Annotated in this window: 21 protein-coding genes; all 21 read left to right on the top strand. The window is 40.2% G+C overall.

What is annotated here, in order from left to right; all coding sequences use genetic code 11:
- Positions 1 to 314: 314 nt before the first annotated feature.
- The 21 genes from flgB to fliQ all read left to right on the top strand — a co-directional run bounded on the left by flgB (position 315) and on the right by fliQ (position 15,794).
- Complete coding sequence (flgB, locus tag RSX31_RS02985) at positions 315 to 704, top strand: flagellar basal body rod protein FlgB (protein ID WP_148994268.1); 390 nt, start codon at positions 315 to 317, stop codon at positions 702 to 704.
- Positions 705 to 706: 2 nt separating this feature from the next.
- Positions 707 to 1,168 (top strand): flagellar basal body rod protein FlgC, encoded by a 462-nt coding sequence (gene flgC / locus RSX31_RS02990; RefSeq protein ID WP_148993603.1) that lies wholly within the window; start codon positions 707 to 709, stop codon positions 1,166 to 1,168.
- Between the two features lie 17 nt (positions 1,169 to 1,185).
- Entirely contained in the window at positions 1,186 to 1,491 is a 306-nt protein-coding gene (fliE, locus tag RSX31_RS02995) for a flagellar hook-basal body complex protein FliE (RefSeq protein ID WP_148993604.1), read from the top strand.
- A gap of 33 nt (positions 1,492 to 1,524) precedes the next feature.
- A complete protein-coding gene (gene fliF / locus RSX31_RS03000; protein WP_148968735.1) occupies positions 1,525 to 3,123 on the top strand; it encodes a flagellar basal-body MS-ring/collar protein FliF in 1,599 nt (532 codons plus the stop codon).
- Positions 3,124 to 3,128: 5 nt separating this feature from the next.
- Positions 3,129 to 4,148, top strand: a complete 1,020-nt coding sequence (gene fliG / locus RSX31_RS03005; RefSeq protein WP_148993605.1) for a flagellar motor switch protein FliG — start codon at positions 3,129 to 3,131, stop codon at positions 4,146 to 4,148.
- Entirely contained in the window at positions 4,141 to 4,917 is a 777-nt protein-coding gene (fliH, locus tag RSX31_RS03010) for a flagellar assembly protein FliH (RefSeq protein ID WP_315633224.1), read from the top strand. The genes fliG and fliH overlap by 8 nt, the downstream gene beginning before the upstream one ends.
- Positions 4,914 to 6,233, top strand: a complete 1,320-nt coding sequence (gene fliI / locus RSX31_RS03015; protein WP_315633226.1) for a flagellar protein export ATPase FliI — start codon at positions 4,914 to 4,916, stop codon at positions 6,231 to 6,233. Before fliH ends, fliI begins: the two co-directional genes overlap by 4 nt.
- 5 nt (positions 6,234 to 6,238) lie before the next feature.
- A complete protein-coding gene (gene fliJ, locus RSX31_RS03020) occupies positions 6,239 to 6,685 on the top strand; it encodes a flagellar export protein FliJ (RefSeq protein ID WP_315633228.1) in 447 nt (148 codons plus the stop codon).
- 4 nt (positions 6,686 to 6,689) lie between these two features.
- The gene (locus tag RSX31_RS03025; protein ID WP_315633230.1) at positions 6,690 to 7,280 is read left to right on the top strand and encodes a MotE family protein; all 591 of its coding nucleotides are present in this window, start codon (positions 6,690 to 6,692) and stop codon (positions 7,278 to 7,280) included.
- Between the two features lie 29 nt (positions 7,281 to 7,309).
- Positions 7,310 to 8,557 carry a flagellar hook-length control protein FliK gene (locus RSX31_RS03030; protein ID WP_148993610.1) on the top strand — a complete coding sequence of 416 codons (1,248 nt, stop codon included), beginning with the start codon at positions 7,310 to 7,312 and terminating at the stop codon, positions 8,555 to 8,557.
- A gap of 8 nt (positions 8,558 to 8,565) precedes the next feature.
- Positions 8,566 to 9,198 (top strand): flagellar hook assembly protein FlgD, encoded by a 633-nt coding sequence (gene flgD / locus RSX31_RS03035; protein WP_148993611.1) that lies wholly within the window; start codon positions 8,566 to 8,568, stop codon positions 9,196 to 9,198.
- A 12-nt stretch (positions 9,199 to 9,210) separates the two neighbouring features.
- Positions 9,211 to 9,597: a TIGR02530 family flagellar biosynthesis protein gene (locus tag RSX31_RS03040; RefSeq protein WP_148993612.1), complete on the top strand. Its 387-nt coding sequence runs from the start codon at positions 9,211 to 9,213 to the stop codon at positions 9,595 to 9,597.
- Positions 9,598 to 9,667: 70 nt separating this feature from the next.
- Positions 9,668 to 10,891, top strand: coding sequence for a flagellar hook protein FlgE (locus RSX31_RS03045; RefSeq protein WP_148993613.1), 1,224 nt, complete (start codon positions 9,668 to 9,670; stop codon positions 10,889 to 10,891).
- Between the two features lie 83 nt (positions 10,892 to 10,974).
- A complete protein-coding gene (locus RSX31_RS03050) occupies positions 10,975 to 11,190 on the top strand; it encodes a flagellar FlbD family protein (RefSeq protein ID WP_148968827.1) in 216 nt (71 codons plus the stop codon).
- On the top strand, positions 11,187 to 11,612 hold the full coding sequence (fliL, locus tag RSX31_RS03055) for a flagellar basal body-associated protein FliL (RefSeq protein WP_148993614.1): 426 nt from the start codon (positions 11,187 to 11,189) through the stop codon (positions 11,610 to 11,612). The genes RSX31_RS03050 and fliL overlap by 4 nt, the downstream gene beginning before the upstream one ends.
- A gap of 32 nt (positions 11,613 to 11,644) precedes the next feature.
- Entirely contained in the window at positions 11,645 to 12,643 is a 999-nt protein-coding gene (fliM, locus tag RSX31_RS03060; RefSeq protein WP_148968746.1) for a flagellar motor switch protein FliM, read from the top strand.
- Positions 12,633 to 13,805 (top strand): flagellar motor switch phosphatase FliY, encoded by a 1,173-nt coding sequence (fliY, locus tag RSX31_RS03065; RefSeq protein ID WP_315633239.1) that lies wholly within the window; start codon positions 12,633 to 12,635, stop codon positions 13,803 to 13,805. Before fliM ends, fliY begins: the two co-directional genes overlap by 11 nt.
- Before the next feature lie 27 nt (positions 13,806 to 13,832).
- On the top strand, positions 13,833 to 14,195 hold the full coding sequence (locus RSX31_RS03070) for a response regulator (protein ID WP_098351769.1): 363 nt from the start codon (positions 13,833 to 13,835) through the stop codon (positions 14,193 to 14,195).
- Positions 14,196 to 14,219: 24 nt separating this feature from the next.
- Positions 14,220 to 14,852 (top strand): flagellar biosynthetic protein FliO, encoded by a 633-nt coding sequence (locus tag RSX31_RS03075; RefSeq protein WP_148993616.1) that lies wholly within the window; start codon positions 14,220 to 14,222, stop codon positions 14,850 to 14,852.
- Positions 14,845 to 15,510 (top strand): flagellar type III secretion system pore protein FliP, encoded by a 666-nt coding sequence (fliP, locus tag RSX31_RS03080; RefSeq protein ID WP_148968749.1) that lies wholly within the window; start codon positions 14,845 to 14,847, stop codon positions 15,508 to 15,510. Before RSX31_RS03075 ends, fliP begins: the two co-directional genes overlap by 8 nt.
- A 14-nt stretch (positions 15,511 to 15,524) precedes the next feature.
- The gene (gene fliQ / locus RSX31_RS03085; protein ID WP_044337389.1) at positions 15,525 to 15,794 is read left to right on the top strand and encodes a flagellar biosynthesis protein FliQ; all 270 of its coding nucleotides are present in this window, start codon (positions 15,525 to 15,527) and stop codon (positions 15,792 to 15,794) included.

Below are 15,794 nucleotides of genomic sequence, written 5' to 3' on the forward strand. Positions count from 1 at the left end.
GTAAAAAAACCATCTTGAACTCACTAATGTTGGATTTCATTCTTATGAAAGCGAATCGGACAGATACATTCATATGTAACATATATGTAATAAAATTAGAAAAATTCACATTAAATTGGTAAAATTTCCTTGGTAATTAAAGGGTTAAATATAGATTAAAAGTCACGAATTCTTTGAATATCACCCTCATTCTCGAAAATTTACGGAATATTCATAGACACTAATCTTGCTAAACATTACAATAAATACTGTTGCATGCTAAATTTGTAAAAAATAGTAGTATCTTGTCAAAAAAACGGATAGAGGTGCCTAAAGTGAAATTATTTTCCAACACTTTCACAACTCTGGAAAGAGGACTGAATTACGCCTCGTTAAATCAGAAAGTGATTTCTCAAAACATCGCCAATGTCGACACTCCAAATTATAAAGCAAAAGAAGTAGAATTTAAGGCAATGTTAGACCAGTCAGTTCAACAACTTGATGCAAAAATGACGGATCAACGACATTTCACCTTTCACTCAAGTAGTCAACATCCAGCAGTTAAAACAAAAACAGCTTATCAATATAATCACAATGGAAATGGTGTGGATTTAGATCAGGAAATGTCAGAAATGGCTTCGAATCAAATCTATTTTAATGCATTAACAGATCGAATGAATGGTAAGTTTAACAGTCTTCAAACCGTTGTAAGGGGTGGTAAATAATCATGGCGATATTTACAAGTATGAATACAACAGCATCTGCCCTTACTGTCCAACGCTTAAGAATGGATGTCATTTCATCAAACATGGCCAATGCAGACACAACCAGAGGAGAAATGGTTGGAGGAGAATGGCAGCCATATAAAAGAAAATCTGTTGTGATGGCACCAAAGGAAAATCAATTTTCATCATTTTTAAATAAAGCCATGAACACAAGGGACAATCAAAATGTTGGAAGCGGAGTAAAAGTTTCCAGTATCGAAGAAGATGACGAAACACCATTTAAAATGGTGTACGATCCAGAACATCCTGATGCGAATGGCGAGGGGTATGTGCAGCTTCCCAATGTTGATCCATTAAGAGAAATGGTTGACCTCATATCGGCCACTCGCTCATATGAAGCAAACGTAACCGTATTTAATGCGAATAAAGCGATGTTAATGAAATCATTGGAAATCGGTAAATAGAAAGAGGTTATAGTTCTATGGCAATACATAATATAGATTCGATTAATCCTGGAGTTATTAGTCCGTCAATTGCAAAAAAAAATGTCTCTCCTTCAGAAGCTACTGAGAACTTCAGCCAGTTACTTAAACAGTCAATCGACGAAGTGAATTCTATGCAAGTTCAATCGGATCAAATGACCGAGAAGCTTGTAAGGGGAGAAAATGTTGATCTTCATCAAGTGATGATCGCCTCACAAAAGGCAAGTATCACATTACAAACGACCATGGAAGTGCGTAACAAAGTAGTAGAAGCTTACCAAGAAATAATGAGAATGCCAATGTAGTAGACTCATTCAGTCATGTACCGGAGGATTGTAATGAATGATTCGTTTAAGAAATATACAGAACAGATAAAGTCTTATTGGGCAAGCAGAACAAAAAAACAGAAAATAGGTATGGGAGCAACCTTTCTGATTACAGTCATTCTGATTAGTGCTGTGAGCTTCTTTGCAACAAGAACCACTCTTGTTCCCTTATACAGTAATTTATCACCTTCAGAAACCGGAACGATAAAAGAAAATCTCGATGGTAGAGGAATCCCATCGGAGATATCCGATGGTGGATCAACCATCATGGTTCCTAAAGAACAAGTAGATACATTGAAGGTTGAATTGGCTGCAGAAGGAATTCCTAACTCAGGCAGTATTGATTACTCCTTTTTTAGTCAAAATGCTGGGTTTGGTATGACTGATAATGAATTTAATGTGTTGAAGCTGGATGCGATGCAAACAGAACTTGCTCAACTCATGAAAGGAATCGAAGGAGTACAGGATGCTAAAGTCATGATCAACCTTCCAGAAAAGCAGGTATTCTTAAATGATGACATTCAACAAGCATCAGCTTCGATTGTATTAAATACAAATCCTGGTTTCACATTTGATCAAAAGCAGATTAAATCACTTTACCATCTTGTATCCAAAAGTGTCCCTGATCTCCCTACAGAGAATATCGTCATCATGAATCAATTTTTTGAGTATTTTGACTTGGAATCTCAAAATAATACCATGGGCGGAGGCAACTTTGTTCAACAGATGGATGTTAAAAAAGAAATTGAACGCGATATACAACGTCAAGTTCAGAATATGTTAGGCACATTGATTGGATTTAACAAAGTAGTTGTATCGGTAACAACTGATATAGACTTTACCCAGGAAAACCGTGAAGAAAACATTGTTACACCTGTGGATGAAGAAAATATGGAAGGAATAGCCGTAAGCGCACAGCGTATTACTGAAACCTTCTCAGGTGAAGGGGCAAACCCGGGTGGGACACCTGGAGCCGGTGATGCTAATGAGCCGACGAACACAGGGGATACGTATGGTTCCGGTTCAGAATCAAATGGTGATTATGAACGAATGGAGGAAACGATTAACAATGAAGTCAATCGTATCCGTAAAGAGGTAGTTGAGAGCCCATATAAAATAAGGGATCTTGGGATTCAGGTTATGGTGGAACCGCCAAATCCTGATGAGGTTAATTCCCTGCCACAAGAAAGGGTGGATGATATCCGCCAAGTTTTATCGACTATTGTACGAACTTCCATTGATAAGGAAGCTAATCCTGAACTGACAGACGAAGCAATAGAAGACAAAGTGATCGTCTCGGTTCAACCGTTTAATGGTAAAGCCGATATGGCACCTGAAGAAAAATCTGTTCTCCCATGGTGGACCTATGTGGTCGGGGGAATCCTACTTATTGTCATTCTACTGCTGGTGTTTTTCCTGATTCGCTCTAAAAAGAAAGAAAAAATAGAAGAAATGGCATATGAAGAAACAAGGGAGCCTGTCCATATACCGGAAATTGAGCCTAAAGAAGAAACAGAAGGATCGATTCGCCGGAAACAACTTGAAAAAATGGCCAAAGAAAAGCCTGAAGAATTTGCAAAATTATTAAGGACCTGGTTATCAGAGGATTAGGAGGGATGAATGTGGTTAGAAGAGAGAAAGATTTAACAGGAAAACAGAAAGCAGCCATCCTCCTGATCTCTCTTGGTCCTGATGTATCCGCATCAGTATACAAGCATTTATCAGAAGAAGAAATCGAGAAGTTGACGTTAGAGATATCCGGAGTCAAGAAAGTGGAGACTGAAGCGAAAGAGGATATCTTAGAAGAATTTCACCATATCGCCATTGCTCAAGATTATATATCCCAAGGCGGGATTGGCTATGCCAAAACCGTATTAGAAAAAGCACTCGGATCAGAACAAGCATCGGCGATCATTAACCGATTAACTTCATCGCTCCAAGTAAGGCCATTTGACTTTGCACGGAGAGCCGATGCTGCACAGATTCTCAACTTTATACAAAACGAACACCCTCAAACCATTGCATTAATTCTATCTTATCTAGAACCACAGCAAGCAGGACAAATACTTTCTGAACTACCTCAAGATGTTCAAGCAGATATTGCCAGGAGAATAGCGATCATGGATGGAACTTCGCCGGAAGTGATTAGTGAAGTGGAAGCTATCCTTGAAAGAAAGCTTTCGGCGACTGTGACCCAGGATTATACGCAGACGGGTGGAGTTGAAGCGGTAGTGGAAGTGCTGAATGGGGTAGACCGTTCTACGGAGAAGACCATTCTGGATGCATTAGAAATACAAGATCCTGAATTAGCTGAGGAAATCAAGAAGAGAATGTTTGTGTTTGAAGACATTGTCACCCTTGATGGTCGTTCCATTCAACGTGTCATTCGCGATTGTGATAACGAAGATCTGCTCCTGTCCCTTAAAGTATCAAGTGATGAAGTGAAAGAAGTGGTATTTAGAAACATGTCTAATCGCATGGTGGAAACCCTTAAAGAGGAAATGGAATTCATGGGGCCGGTTCGATTACGGGATGTAGAAGAGGCACAGTCACGCATTGTAGCTGTGATAAGGAGATTAGAGGATTCCGGTGAAATCATCATAGCCCGTGGTGGAGGAGACGATATTATTGTCTAGAATCATTAAATCCTCCATTGCTCGAACCACGGATGAAAATAAAAAGCTGATATCCCTTAAAAGGGTGAAAATACTGGATGAATTCAAGCAGCATGAAGACAACGACTTTGAAATGAACAGAGAGGCCGAGGGAAATCACATTATAGATGAAGCGAATGAGAAAGCGGCCCGAATAATCGAAGAAGCGAAAGAAATGACTTTCCATGCCCAAAGTCAAATTGAACGCGAGAAAGAAAAATGGATGGTTGAGCGTGAGCAACTCATGCAGGAAGCCTATAATGCCGGATTTCTTCAAGGTGAAGAAGAGGGTAGAAACAAAGGTTATCAAGAATATCACCAGCGATTATCGGAAGCCAATGAAGTGACCGAAAGAAATAAGCAGCAGTATCAAGACTATATTCAAAATGCAGAGAAGGTCATTGTCAGTTTAGGGATTGCATGTGCTGAGAAAATCATGAATCGGAAACTCCAGGAAGAACCCGATTATTTCTTTTCGATCGTGGAACGGGGATTAAAGGAGGTAAGGGATCTGCCTCATATTCAAATTCATGTTCATCCGTCCAGGCATAAGCTTTTAGTTGAAAACAAAAATGAGCTTGAAGTCATGTTTCCCACGGATGTTCAATGCTTTATTTATGCAAATGATGATCTTCAACCTGAGGAATGTTATATAGAAACCAATCAGGGACGTGTCATTGTGAGTGTGGACTCCCAATTAAGAGAGTTAAAGCAGAAGCTTCTTCATATTCTGGAAGGTGATGTTGAATGAAAGCAGCAGATCTAATTCACCAAATCCCCCAGATTCCAACTTTCAAAAAGTTTGGAAAGGTAAAGAGGGTTGTGGGGTTAATGATCGAATCTCAAGGACCTGAAAGTTCAGTAGGTGAAGTCTGTCATATTCATATTCTCTCAAGGGGGAAACAAAAAGTGATTCTGGCAGAAGTGGTAGGGTTTAATGATGATTTAGTAATCCTCATGCCCTATACCAATATGCAGGATATTTCTCCCGGCAGTTTAGTAGAAGGTACCGCAAAGTCATTAGAAATCAAAATTGGACCATCTTTAATAGGGAAGGTGATTGATTCTCTGGGACATCCACTCGATGGAAGTCACCTACCGAATGGTTTAAGTACGACATACACAGAACAAGATCCTCCCAATCCCTTATCAAGACCGCCCATTAACGAAAAAATGGAGGTTGGTGTAAAAGCCATCGACAGCATGCTGACTGTAGGCAAAGGCCAAAGGGTCGGTATATTCGCTGGAAGTGGTGTAGGAAAAAGCACCCTGCTTGGAATGATTGCCCGAAACACGAAAGCGGAATTAAATGTAATTGCGTTAATCGGTGAGAGGGGCAGGGAAGTAAGGGAATTTATTGAAAGGGATTTAGGAGAAGAAGGATTAAAGCGAACGATTGTAGTGGCAGCCACTTCAGATCAACCTGCACTAATGAGGATTAAAGGAGCCTTTACGGCGACTGCCATTGCGGAATATTTTCGAGATAAAGGAATGACCGTCATGCTTATGATGGATTCCGCGACTCGGGTAGCGATGGCTCAGAGGGAAATCGGATTGGCAGTCGGTGAACCACCGACCACTAAAGGATACACCCCATCTGTATTTGCTATTTTACCGAAACTACTAGAAAGAACAGGAACAAATGTACTCGGAAGCATAACAGCATTTTACACCGTTTTGGTAGATGGTGATGATTTAAATGAGCCTATATCTGACACGGTAAGGGGAATACTCGATGGTCATATTGTGCTTGACAGACAAATCGCGAACAGAGGTCAATATCCGGCTATCAATATTTTGAAAAGTGTGAGCAGGTTAATGAATCATCTGGCATCTAAGGAACATTTACATGCCGCTACGAGAATAAGGGAGTTATTAAGTACTTATATGAATTCTGAGGATCTTATCCAAATTGGTGCTTATAAAAGGGGTACTTCCCGTGAGGTTGATGAAGCCATCCAATACTATCCGGGTATCATCTCCTTCTTGAAACAGGGAGTATATGAACAGGTTTCTCTCCCTGCAAGTGTTGATGAACTTATTAAGCTATCGGAAAAAGGTGGATGAATCAAGTGAGTTATCAATATAGGTTTCAACGTATTTTAACGTTAAAGGAAAAAGAAAAAGATGAAGTGCAGGAAATGTACAGGGGTTCCATTGAAAAATTTGAAAAAGTTGCCGAGAAGCTTTATGAGTTTCTGAAAAAGAAAGAAACTCTCGAACAGCATCAAGAAACCAAGTTGCAAAATGGTTTGTCTGTACAACATATTCGCCATCATCAACAGTTCATCACCAATCTTGAAAGAACCATTTCTTATTACCAGGACCTGGTGATACAAGCAAGGAACCGGATGAACTGGTGTGAAGAAAAACTTGTAGATATGAATGTAGAAGTAAAGAAATACGAAAAGATGAAGGAAAATGATCTCCATCGCTTTATGCAAACTAATCAACAAGCGGAAAATAAACAATTAGATGAAGTATCAGTCGTTCAATATATGAAACGGGGAGTTAGGTGATTTCATGGCAAAGGTGATCGAAGAGGAAAACAAAGAGCAGTCTGGCCGTTTGCAAAGAGTTGTGTTTATTTTCTTCATTCCTATCTTGTTTACTATAACCTTCGCTCTCGTAATCATGACAGCTGCAGGAATCAATGTATTTGAAAAAGCACAATCATTCAGCTCGGATATCCCTTTTCTGACTAATATCCTTCCATCAAATGAAGCCGAGGAAGCTGACGAATTACATGAGCGAATGGTTTCACTTCAAGCTTCAATAGAAGATCAAGAGGCGGAAATTGCCCAGCTGCAAAATGAAGTAGATAAAAAAGAAAGTGATAATGAACAATTGCAAGCGACCATTCAGCAGCAAAAAGAAGAGCTTGAAGAATTACGGCAGATTGGTGAAGAAAACAAACGGGCCTTTAAAGAGGTAGTCAATACATTTGAATCCATGTCAGCAAAGAGTTCTGCCCCTGTTCTGATGAACATGGGGGATGATGAGGCAATGAAGATTCTATCAACTATCAAGCCTGACACTCTAGCAGATATTTTAGAAAAAATGCCCCCGGAGGATGCTGCCAGATACACGGAGCTGCTCTCTACGGTGGATTGATGGACTAGGTTTTGGGAGGAGGTGAAAAAGTGGAAATCGGAATAGGTACAAAAGCTCCCAACTTTCCCATGGGTATGAGAAAAGGATCAACGCTTCCCAAGGAAGAAATGGATGGGTTTTCGAAACTATTAGGATTTGTATCGAATCATGTTGATGAAAGGGAAGAAGTAAAACAGCCTGAGACACTATCTCTTCTTGTTAGCCTGCAAGGCATCTTACGTGCAACAGAGCTTGATGAAATTGGACTAACAAGCGGACAATTAGAAGACATATCCCGATTAAAAGAATTTGACTATGACCAAATCGCTGAAATAGTTGGTGTGGATAAAGAAACCGTCAAAACACTTTTTTCTGAGCTTCAATCTGCTCTTATTGGGACTGAGCAATACTCGTCTTCATCAGGTGATAGCGCAGAGGATCTTCATGAAATACTGTTGGGAACGATGCAGCTGCTGCAATCCGCATTAAAAAATGAGGTGCGGGGCATAAGTGGAAAAGGACCAATAGAAGAAGTAACCAAACTTGTAAAGGTCATTGAATTTTTGGCAGCTAACCGTGACTTACTTGTGGTGGAAGCATCAAAAGCCACCGAGCTAAAAGACATGTTGAAGATGGTTCAATCGGGTGTAGATGCAACCTTGGCGAGGGAGTTTAATCAGGGTAAGGATTGGTCCCGGGTATTAAAAGATGCTTTTCAACGTCAGTCACCTGTGCAAACAATGGAAAAGCAGTCCTCAACAGAAGGGGTCACTGTGGAGAAGAAAAGCATTCAACCGATTCAGGCAAGCCACATACACTTTGTTCTTCCGAAAACAGAATCCGTTTCCATAAGTCTCTCATCAGGAAATCGTTCCATTCAATATGAACAATTTGTGAAAGAATTTCAGAATATCCTAAATAAATCTCAAATGCTGTCACAGCCGAACGTGACTAAACTGTTAATCAAGCTGTATCCAGAGCAACTGGGCTCATTGAGGATTGAACTTCTACAACAAAACGGAGTGATGACTGCGAAAATATTAGCTTCGACGGCAACTGCGAAAGAAATGCTGGATTCTCAACTTCAAGGATTGAAGCATGCGTTTACATCACAGAACCTTCAAGTAGAGAAGATTGAAATCTCACAGGCGTTAACAGATGCTGAGCGACAATCCAAAGGGCAGTCTCAACATCAGTCCTCACAACAGCAAAAGCAGAATCAACCCGACCATGCAGGAAGCCAGGAAGAAGAAAGAACTCAATCCTTTAAGGATTATCTCGTAAATACCGAAATATAGGTGATAATATGACGAAAATCGATCCGAGTTTACTATATTCCACCGTCCAAACAAAACAGCGTGAAGGCGGTAAGGATATTTTGGGGAAAGATGACTTCCTGAAAATCCTGATGACACAATTACAGAATCAAGATCCGTTAAATCCGATGCAGGACAAAGACTTCATCGCACAAATGGCTACCTTTTCATCATTAGAGCAAATGACGAACCTGACGAAAACAATGGAAAAATTCGTGGATAACCAAAGTCAATCACAATTGATTTCTTATAATCAGTTTGTTGGTAAACAAGTGACATGGCATAAAATCATAGAATCAGAAGCAGGCGATGCACCCGAAATACAAGAAGGACAGGGATTCGTAAAAGGAGTCCGCTTTAAAGGTGACTCTGTTGAATTCATCATGGAGGACGGAACAATCCTGACTCCCGGGAATATTTCACAAGTGAATACGACGGACACCCCGGAAGCTTCTCTCGTTAATGCATCTTTATTAATAGGAAAGAACGTAACATGGAACAGTGAAGATGGAGAGATGAGCGGAATCGTTCAATCCGTTTCAAAGAAAGATTCACTCATTTGGTTTCATACTGAAGCTGGTGACAAAATCTCCAGTGATAAATTAATTAAAATTGAATCTTAGGGAGTGGGTAGTATGGAAAAGACATTCTTTCATCGTTTACCACAACCTATTGCACCAATTAATAAGACGAAAGCAATTAGTAAACCTTCAAGTGCATCATCATTTGCTGCCCAATTAGATTCGGCAATTCAACATGTACCCCATATACAGATTAGCAAACATGCAAAGGTAAGGATGGAGCAACGGGGGATTTCTATTTCTCCACAAACATGGGAGAAAATAGGGGAGAAAATGAATGAAGCAAAAACGAAGGGTGTCGGGGATTCACTGGTAATTCTGAAAGACGCCGCGTTAATCGTAAGTGCTAAAAACAAAACGGTGATTACAGCTTTAGACCGTGACGAAGCACATTCACAGATTTTCACCAACATTAATGGAACGATATTAATAGATTCATAGGCTGGACCTTTTAAGGAGGCCTGTAGCTGTGGACTGATTGAAGCAGCTAAAACGAAAGGGGAAAAAATTCATGCTACGTTCAATGTATTCGGGTATCAGTGGAATGAAAAACTTTCAAACAAAACTGGATGTAATCGGAAATAATATTGCAAATGTAAATACGTACGGCTATAAAAAAGGGCGTGTCACATTCCAGGATTTAATGAACCAAACCGTTTCCGGTGCGAGCAGAGCTACTGAAAACCGTGGAGGTCAAAATGCAAAGCAAGTAGGACTTGGAGCATCACTGTCGTCCATTGATACGATTCAAACTCAAGGAAGTCTGCAGACAACTGGCAGATCCTTGGATGTAGCCATCTCGGGTGACGGATTTTTTGTTGTAAGACAAGGAAATAACGAAATGTTCACCCGTGCTGGAAACTTTTATTTAGATTCAAATGGAAACCTTGTAACAGGTCAAGGAAACCTTGTACAGGGGTATCCGGTCAACGGTGACGGTGTAGTCAATCAGAGTGGTGTGACTGATATCAAAATTGATACTAATACCACAATGGCACCACAGGCTACCAGCGAGGCTACTTACAATGGGAACTTAAAGTCCAGTGCCGTCGATGGTACTGTAGTCGAGCTTGAAACGAAGGTGAAGGATTCACTGGGTAAAGATATTAGTATTAAGTTAGTAATGGAGAAAACAGGTCAAAATGAATGGGACGTAACAATATCAAGTCTGACCGATGACGTTACAGTCGGCAATGGTCAAAATACCGTTTTGAATTTTGACGAAGAAGGTAAATTAACCTCTCAAGTGCCTTTCCCCATAACATTAAATAATCAAACTGGTGCAAATCCTACCCAAACGATCGATTTGGATTTCTCCAAAATCACTCAATTTGATAGCTCATCCTCCGCTAATGTAGATACTGTTGACGGAAACTCAGAAGGGTACCTTGAAAGCTTCAACATAGGTTCTTCTGGTGAAGTGAACGGAGTATTTTCCAATGGAGAAGTAAGAGTTTTAAGTCAACTTGCATTAGCTACTTTTTCCAATCCGGGTGGTTTGACGAAAGCCGGCAATAATCTGTTCCAGGCTTCAAATAACTCAGGGCTTCCGAATCAGGGATTGGCTGGAGAGGGAAGAGGCGCACTTCAGTCCGGCGCACTTGAAATGTCCAACGTAGACCTATCCGAAGAATTCACTGAAATGATCACGGCTCAGCGTGGATTCCAGGCAAATACACGTATCATCACAACGTCAGATGAAATCTTACAAGAGCTTGTAAACTTGAAACGTTAATTCGTTAAAAAGGGAGGAAGGGACTGACACCTTAAAGGTTTACATTATGTTGAATCGGAGGATGAATGTCGGTCCTGAAATTAATGATCACTTTAACCAGACTGAATGGAAAGTCGTTTACGTTGAATGCTTTATACATAGAAACAGTAGAAGCGTTTCCGGACACTACGATTCTATTAACAAATGGCAGACGATATGTTGTGAAAGAAACGGTGGACGAGGTTGACTCCCTTACACTTTCTTTCTTTAAAAAGGCAAATTTACTCAGCCTGCCCCATGAGGGAGGGAGTATCAGTTGAAGAGTAAAGCCCTGACGATCATGATGATCCTGTTGGTTACGATTACACTTGTGGGTGCGATCGCGTTAGTTGTCATTCTGAAGTTTTCAGGAGATGAAGAAACGAAAGAGCCTTCCATTGAAGAAGTGATAGAAAATTCGGTGGACATACCTGAGATGACAACCAATTTAATGAGTAATGATTTCATTCGTATTTCCTTTAAGATTCAAACGGATAGTAAAAAAGCGAAAAGTGAGTTGGAAAAAAGAGATTTTCAAGTGAATAACATCATCATAGAAGAGCTTTCAGAATTGAAAGCTGAAGAACTGCAAGGGAAAAAAGGGAAAGAAATGATCGAAACGAAGGTTAAAGACAAGGTAAACTCCCTTATGCAAGAAGGAATGGTAGAAAAAGTCTATATCACCTCTATGATGATTCAATAAGAAAGCTATTACGAGTGTTTGGAGGTGAAGTGGTGGCGAGTGAGATTTTATCTCAAAGTGAAATCGATGCTCTCTTGTCAGCTCTCAATACAGGAGAGATGAGCGCAGATGATTTCAAAAAAGAAGAAGAAGAGAAAAAAGTGAAAGTGTATGATTTCAAGAGAGCTTTACGGTTTTCTAAAGATCAAATCCGGAGTTTAACGAGAATACATGAGAACTTCGCCCGGATCTTGACTACATATTTCTCTGCTCAATTAAGGACTTATGTTCAAATAAATGTTGCTTCTGCTGACCAAATCCCATACGAAGAATTTATCCGTTCCGTTCCGAAAATGACCATCTTGAACGTATATGAATTACCTCCTCTGGATGGAAGGATCCTTATGGAAATCAACCCGAATATTGCTTATTCGATGATGGATCGAGTGATGGGTGGAAGGGGAGTCAGCGTTAACAAAGTAGAGAGTTTAACCGAAATTGAGACGAGAATTATGAGTCAGCTCTTTGAAAAGGCGTTTGAGAATTTAAGGGAAGCCTGGAGCACTGTGGCTGATGTAGATCCGCTTTTTGCGGAATTCGAAGTGAACCCGCAATTTCTTCAGATGGTGTCACCGAATGAAACGGTCGTGGTTATTTCATTAAACACAACGATAGGTGAAACAAGTGGAATGATTAACATCTGCATTCCACACGTTGTACTGGAGCCGATCCTTCCGAAATTATCAGGAAGCTATTGGATGGAAAGCAAACGTAAAGAGAGTAAGCCGGAAGAAACGGCACATCTTGAAAGAAGAATCAAGAAAGCCCAAGTGCCAATTGTAGCTGAATTAGGTCGTTCTGATATTTCAATTGAAGAGTTCCTTATGCTGGATATTGGTGATGTAATCGAGATGAACACCCGAATCGATGATCCTTTAACGATCAGAGTGGGTGAAATTCCTAAATTTACAGCTCAGCCAGGGAAGTCAAATAAGAAACTGGCCGTACAAATTTTAGATTCGTTGAAGGGGGGAGACGACGATGATGAGTGATGATATGTTATCACAAGATGAAATTGATGCGTTGCTCCGTGGGTCTGCAGAGCCTGAAGAGGAAACAGAAGAGCGCAAAGAGATAAATAGTAATGATTACATTAGTTCTATGGAAGAGGATGCTTTAGGTGAAATAGGGAACATCTCCTTTGGGAGTTCTGCAACGGCTTTATCCACTTTGCTCAATCAGAAGGTTGAGATTACGACCCCTAAAGTAACGATTATTGATAAAAATTATTTAGAAGAGGAATTTCCTCATCCGTATGTCGCCATTCAAGTTCAATATACTGAGGGTTTTTCAGGCGTGAACCTGCTGGTTATCAAACAATCTGATGCATCCATCATCGCTGACTTGATGCTTGGAGGAGATGGAAGGAACCCATCAGGTGATTTGGGTGAAATTCAGCTTAGTGCCGTTCAAGAGGCAATGAATCAAATGATGGGTTCTGCTGCAACCTCCATGTCTACGGTATTTAGTAAGAAAGTGGATATTTCACCACCTTCCATCGATTTGATGTACATACCTCAAGGAGAGGGAGAAGAAAACCTCCCTGATCAAGATCTATTAGTAAAAGTATCTTTCACATTGAAAATCGGCGATCTCATTGATTCTAGCATCATGCAGCTATTGCCCTTAGGTTTTGCCAAGAGCCTGGTGGATGAATTAATGAATGGTGGAGCTTCTGAAGAAGTTGCAGCAGCGGTTTCTCCGAGCCTGGAATCTCCCGCAGCTCCACAACCAGAGCCTGTTTATAGCAGTACGTATGAGGAACCTGTCCGTACTTCCCAAAAGCACGCATCTCCTCAGCATCTGGGGGGACAAGGGGTGAATGGAGAAACGGTAAATGTCCAACCTGCTACGTTCAGTAATTTTGAACCGACAACATTGGGACAACAGGAAACAAAAAACTTGAATATGTTACTGGACATTCCCTTGCAGGTCACGGTAGAGCTTGGAAGGACGAACCGATCTGTCAGGGACATACTCGAGTTATCGTCCGGTTCCATAATAGAGCTTGATAAATTAGCGGGGGAACCGGTTGATATCCTTGTAAACAGTCAATTGATGGCTAAAGGGGAAGTAGTAGTGATAGATGAGAACTTTGGTGTCAGAATTACGGACATTGTAAGTCAAAGTGATCGTATTAAAAAACTTAAATAACAGAGACGATGATGGAGGATGACGATAATGGCTAATAAAATTCTAATTGTAGATGATGCGGCTTTTATGAGAATGATGATTAAAGATATTTTAACAAAAAACGGGTTTGATGTGGTAGGAGAGGCAGCCGATGGAAGTCAAGCTGTAGATAAATACAAGGAACTGAAACCTGACCTTGTCACTATGGATATTACGATGCCTGAAAAAGATGGTATTGCAGCTTTAAAGGAAATCAAAGCAATCGACGCCGGTGCGAAAATCATTATGTGCTCTGCAATGGGTCAACAAGCAATGGTGATTGATGCCATACAAGCGGGTGCAAAGGATTTTATCGTTAAACCTTTCCAGGCCGATCGTGTGATCGAAGCCATTCAAAAAGCTCTAAGCTAACAGATTAGTAAGAAGGTGCATGTATTGAAGAAGATTCAAATTCTAGTGAGTCTTATTGTTTTTATCATTACTGCAAATGCTGTAAATGTAACAGCATTTGCAGAAGTGAATAATGTCAAGGACTGCATAGAACATCCAGAGAAATGCAATGAACAGCAAAATAATGAGGCTGACACCTCAGGCGCTGCTACTTCGGTTACTTTTTCGGATTATCTTAAAATGATCGTTGCTCTTATCTTTGTAGTTGCGCTCATATATTTCTTATTGAAATTTATCAATCAAAAAGGAAGGTCCTTTCAACAAACTAAATTAATCAATCATTTAGGTGGAACGCCTCTCGGGGGAAATCGTTCCGTCCAAATTGTTAAAGTAGGCAAACAAGTACTGGTACTCGGTGTAGGAGAAGATATTCAGCTATTGAAAGAGATTCAGGATGAGAAAGAGAAAGAAGAGATACTATCCTTTTATCAGGACGCTCAATTTCCTGATGCCAAAACAACCGTTTCCAGTTGGTTATCAAAACTAAAAAGTCCTCCGCCATCATCTGACTCAAGCTCATTTCAATCACAGTTGAAATCACAGCTGGAGGAAATGAAAAAGGGAAGAAAGAAGATGTTCAAGGATCTAAAGAATAAGGAGAATCATTCTGATGAATGAATTCATGGAGTTTTTTAATAGTAGTTCTGCAGATAATGTATCGACAAGTGTAAAGCTGCTATTACTATTTACCGTCCTTTCCCTGGCACCCAGTATCTTGATTTTAATGACATCTTTTACCCGGATCATGATTGTCCTATCCTTTGTCAGGACTTCTCTTGCCACACAACAAATGCCACCGAATCAGGTATTGATTGGAATCTCTTTATTTCTTACGTTTTTTATCATGGCTCCAACTTTTCAAGAGGTAAACGACGAAGCATTGACACCTCTTTTTAACGAAGAGATTAATCTTGAAGAAGCTTACGACAAGGCTTCGGTCCCGTTTAAAGAATTTATGAGTAAGCACACAAGACAAAAGGATTTAGAGTTGTTTTTACAATATTCCGGGGCTGATCGACCCGAATCTGTGGAAGACATTCCCCTTACATCCTTAGTGCCGGCATTTGCGTTAAGTGAAATTAAGACGGCTTTTCAAATAGGATTTATGATTTTTATTCCTTTCTTAGTCATCGACATGGTGGTAGCAAGTGTCCTGATGTCCATGGGGATGATGATGCTCCCTCCTGTTATGATTTCATTGCCTTTCAAGATTTTACTGTTTGTGTTAGTGGATGGCTGGTATTTAGTAATAAAATCTCTTTTACAAAGTTTTTAAGTAGGTGAGTTTCAATGAATGCTGAATCTGTTATCGCGATAGCGGAGCGTGGAATATATGTAACCCTCATCGTTTCCGGTCCATTACTGCTTTTAGCCCTTGTAGTAGGATTGATCGTCAGTATTTTTCAAGCAACAACACAAATACAGGAACAAACACTTGCGTTTATTCCTAAAATCGTGGCGGTCTTGATCGGGATTGTTTTCTTTGGACCTTGGATGTTAACGAAGCTTGTGACGTATACCTCACAAATCTTCTCAGATTTAACAAGGTTCGTAGGGTAA

This window comes from Rossellomorea yichunensis, from assembly GCF_032337515.1.
GTDB lineage: Bacteria > Bacillota > Bacilli > Bacillales > Bacillaceae_B > Rossellomorea > Rossellomorea yichunensis.

What these genes read in the sequence shown, in the direction of transcription:
- RSX31_RS03045 (WP_148993613.1), top strand. Translation starts at nt 9,668, where the DNA reads ATGCTACGTTCAATGTATTCGGGTATCAGTGGAATGAAAAACTTTCAA.
- fliF (WP_148968735.1), top strand. Translation starts at nt 1,525, where the DNA reads ATGAATGATTCGTTTAAGAAATATACAGAACAGATAAAGTCTTATTGG.
- fliQ (WP_044337389.1), top strand. Translation starts at nt 15,525, where the DNA reads ATGAATGCTGAATCTGTTATCGCGATAGCGGAGCGTGGAATATATGTA.
- fliI (WP_315633226.1), top strand. Translation starts at nt 4,914, where the DNA reads ATGAAAGCAGCAGATCTAATTCACCAAATCCCCCAGATTCCAACTTTC.
- flgD (WP_148993611.1), top strand. Translation starts at nt 8,566, where the DNA reads ATGACGAAAATCGATCCGAGTTTACTATATTCCACCGTCCAAACAAAA.
- fliY (WP_315633239.1), top strand. Translation starts at nt 12,633, where the DNA reads ATGATGAGTGATGATATGTTATCACAAGATGAAATTGATGCGTTGCTC.
- RSX31_RS03040 (WP_148993612.1), top strand. Translation starts at nt 9,211, where the DNA reads ATGGAAAAGACATTCTTTCATCGTTTACCACAACCTATTGCACCAATT.
- fliE (WP_148993604.1), top strand. Translation starts at nt 1,186, where the DNA reads ATGGCAATACATAATATAGATTCGATTAATCCTGGAGTTATTAGTCCG.
- fliG (WP_148993605.1), top strand. Translation starts at nt 3,129, where the DNA reads ATGAATGTGGTTAGAAGAGAGAAAGATTTAACAGGAAAACAGAAAGCA.
- fliP (WP_148968749.1), top strand. Translation starts at nt 14,845, where the DNA reads ATGAATGAATTCATGGAGTTTTTTAATAGTAGTTCTGCAGATAATGTA.
- flgC (WP_148993603.1), top strand. Translation starts at nt 707, where the DNA reads ATGGCGATATTTACAAGTATGAATACAACAGCATCTGCCCTTACTGTC.
- RSX31_RS03025 (WP_315633230.1), top strand. Translation starts at nt 6,690, where the DNA reads ATGGCAAAGGTGATCGAAGAGGAAAACAAAGAGCAGTCTGGCCGTTTG.
- RSX31_RS03050 (WP_148968827.1), top strand. Translation starts at nt 10,975, where the DNA reads ATGATCACTTTAACCAGACTGAATGGAAAGTCGTTTACGTTGAATGCT.
- RSX31_RS03070 (WP_098351769.1), top strand. Translation starts at nt 13,833, where the DNA reads ATGGCTAATAAAATTCTAATTGTAGATGATGCGGCTTTTATGAGAATG.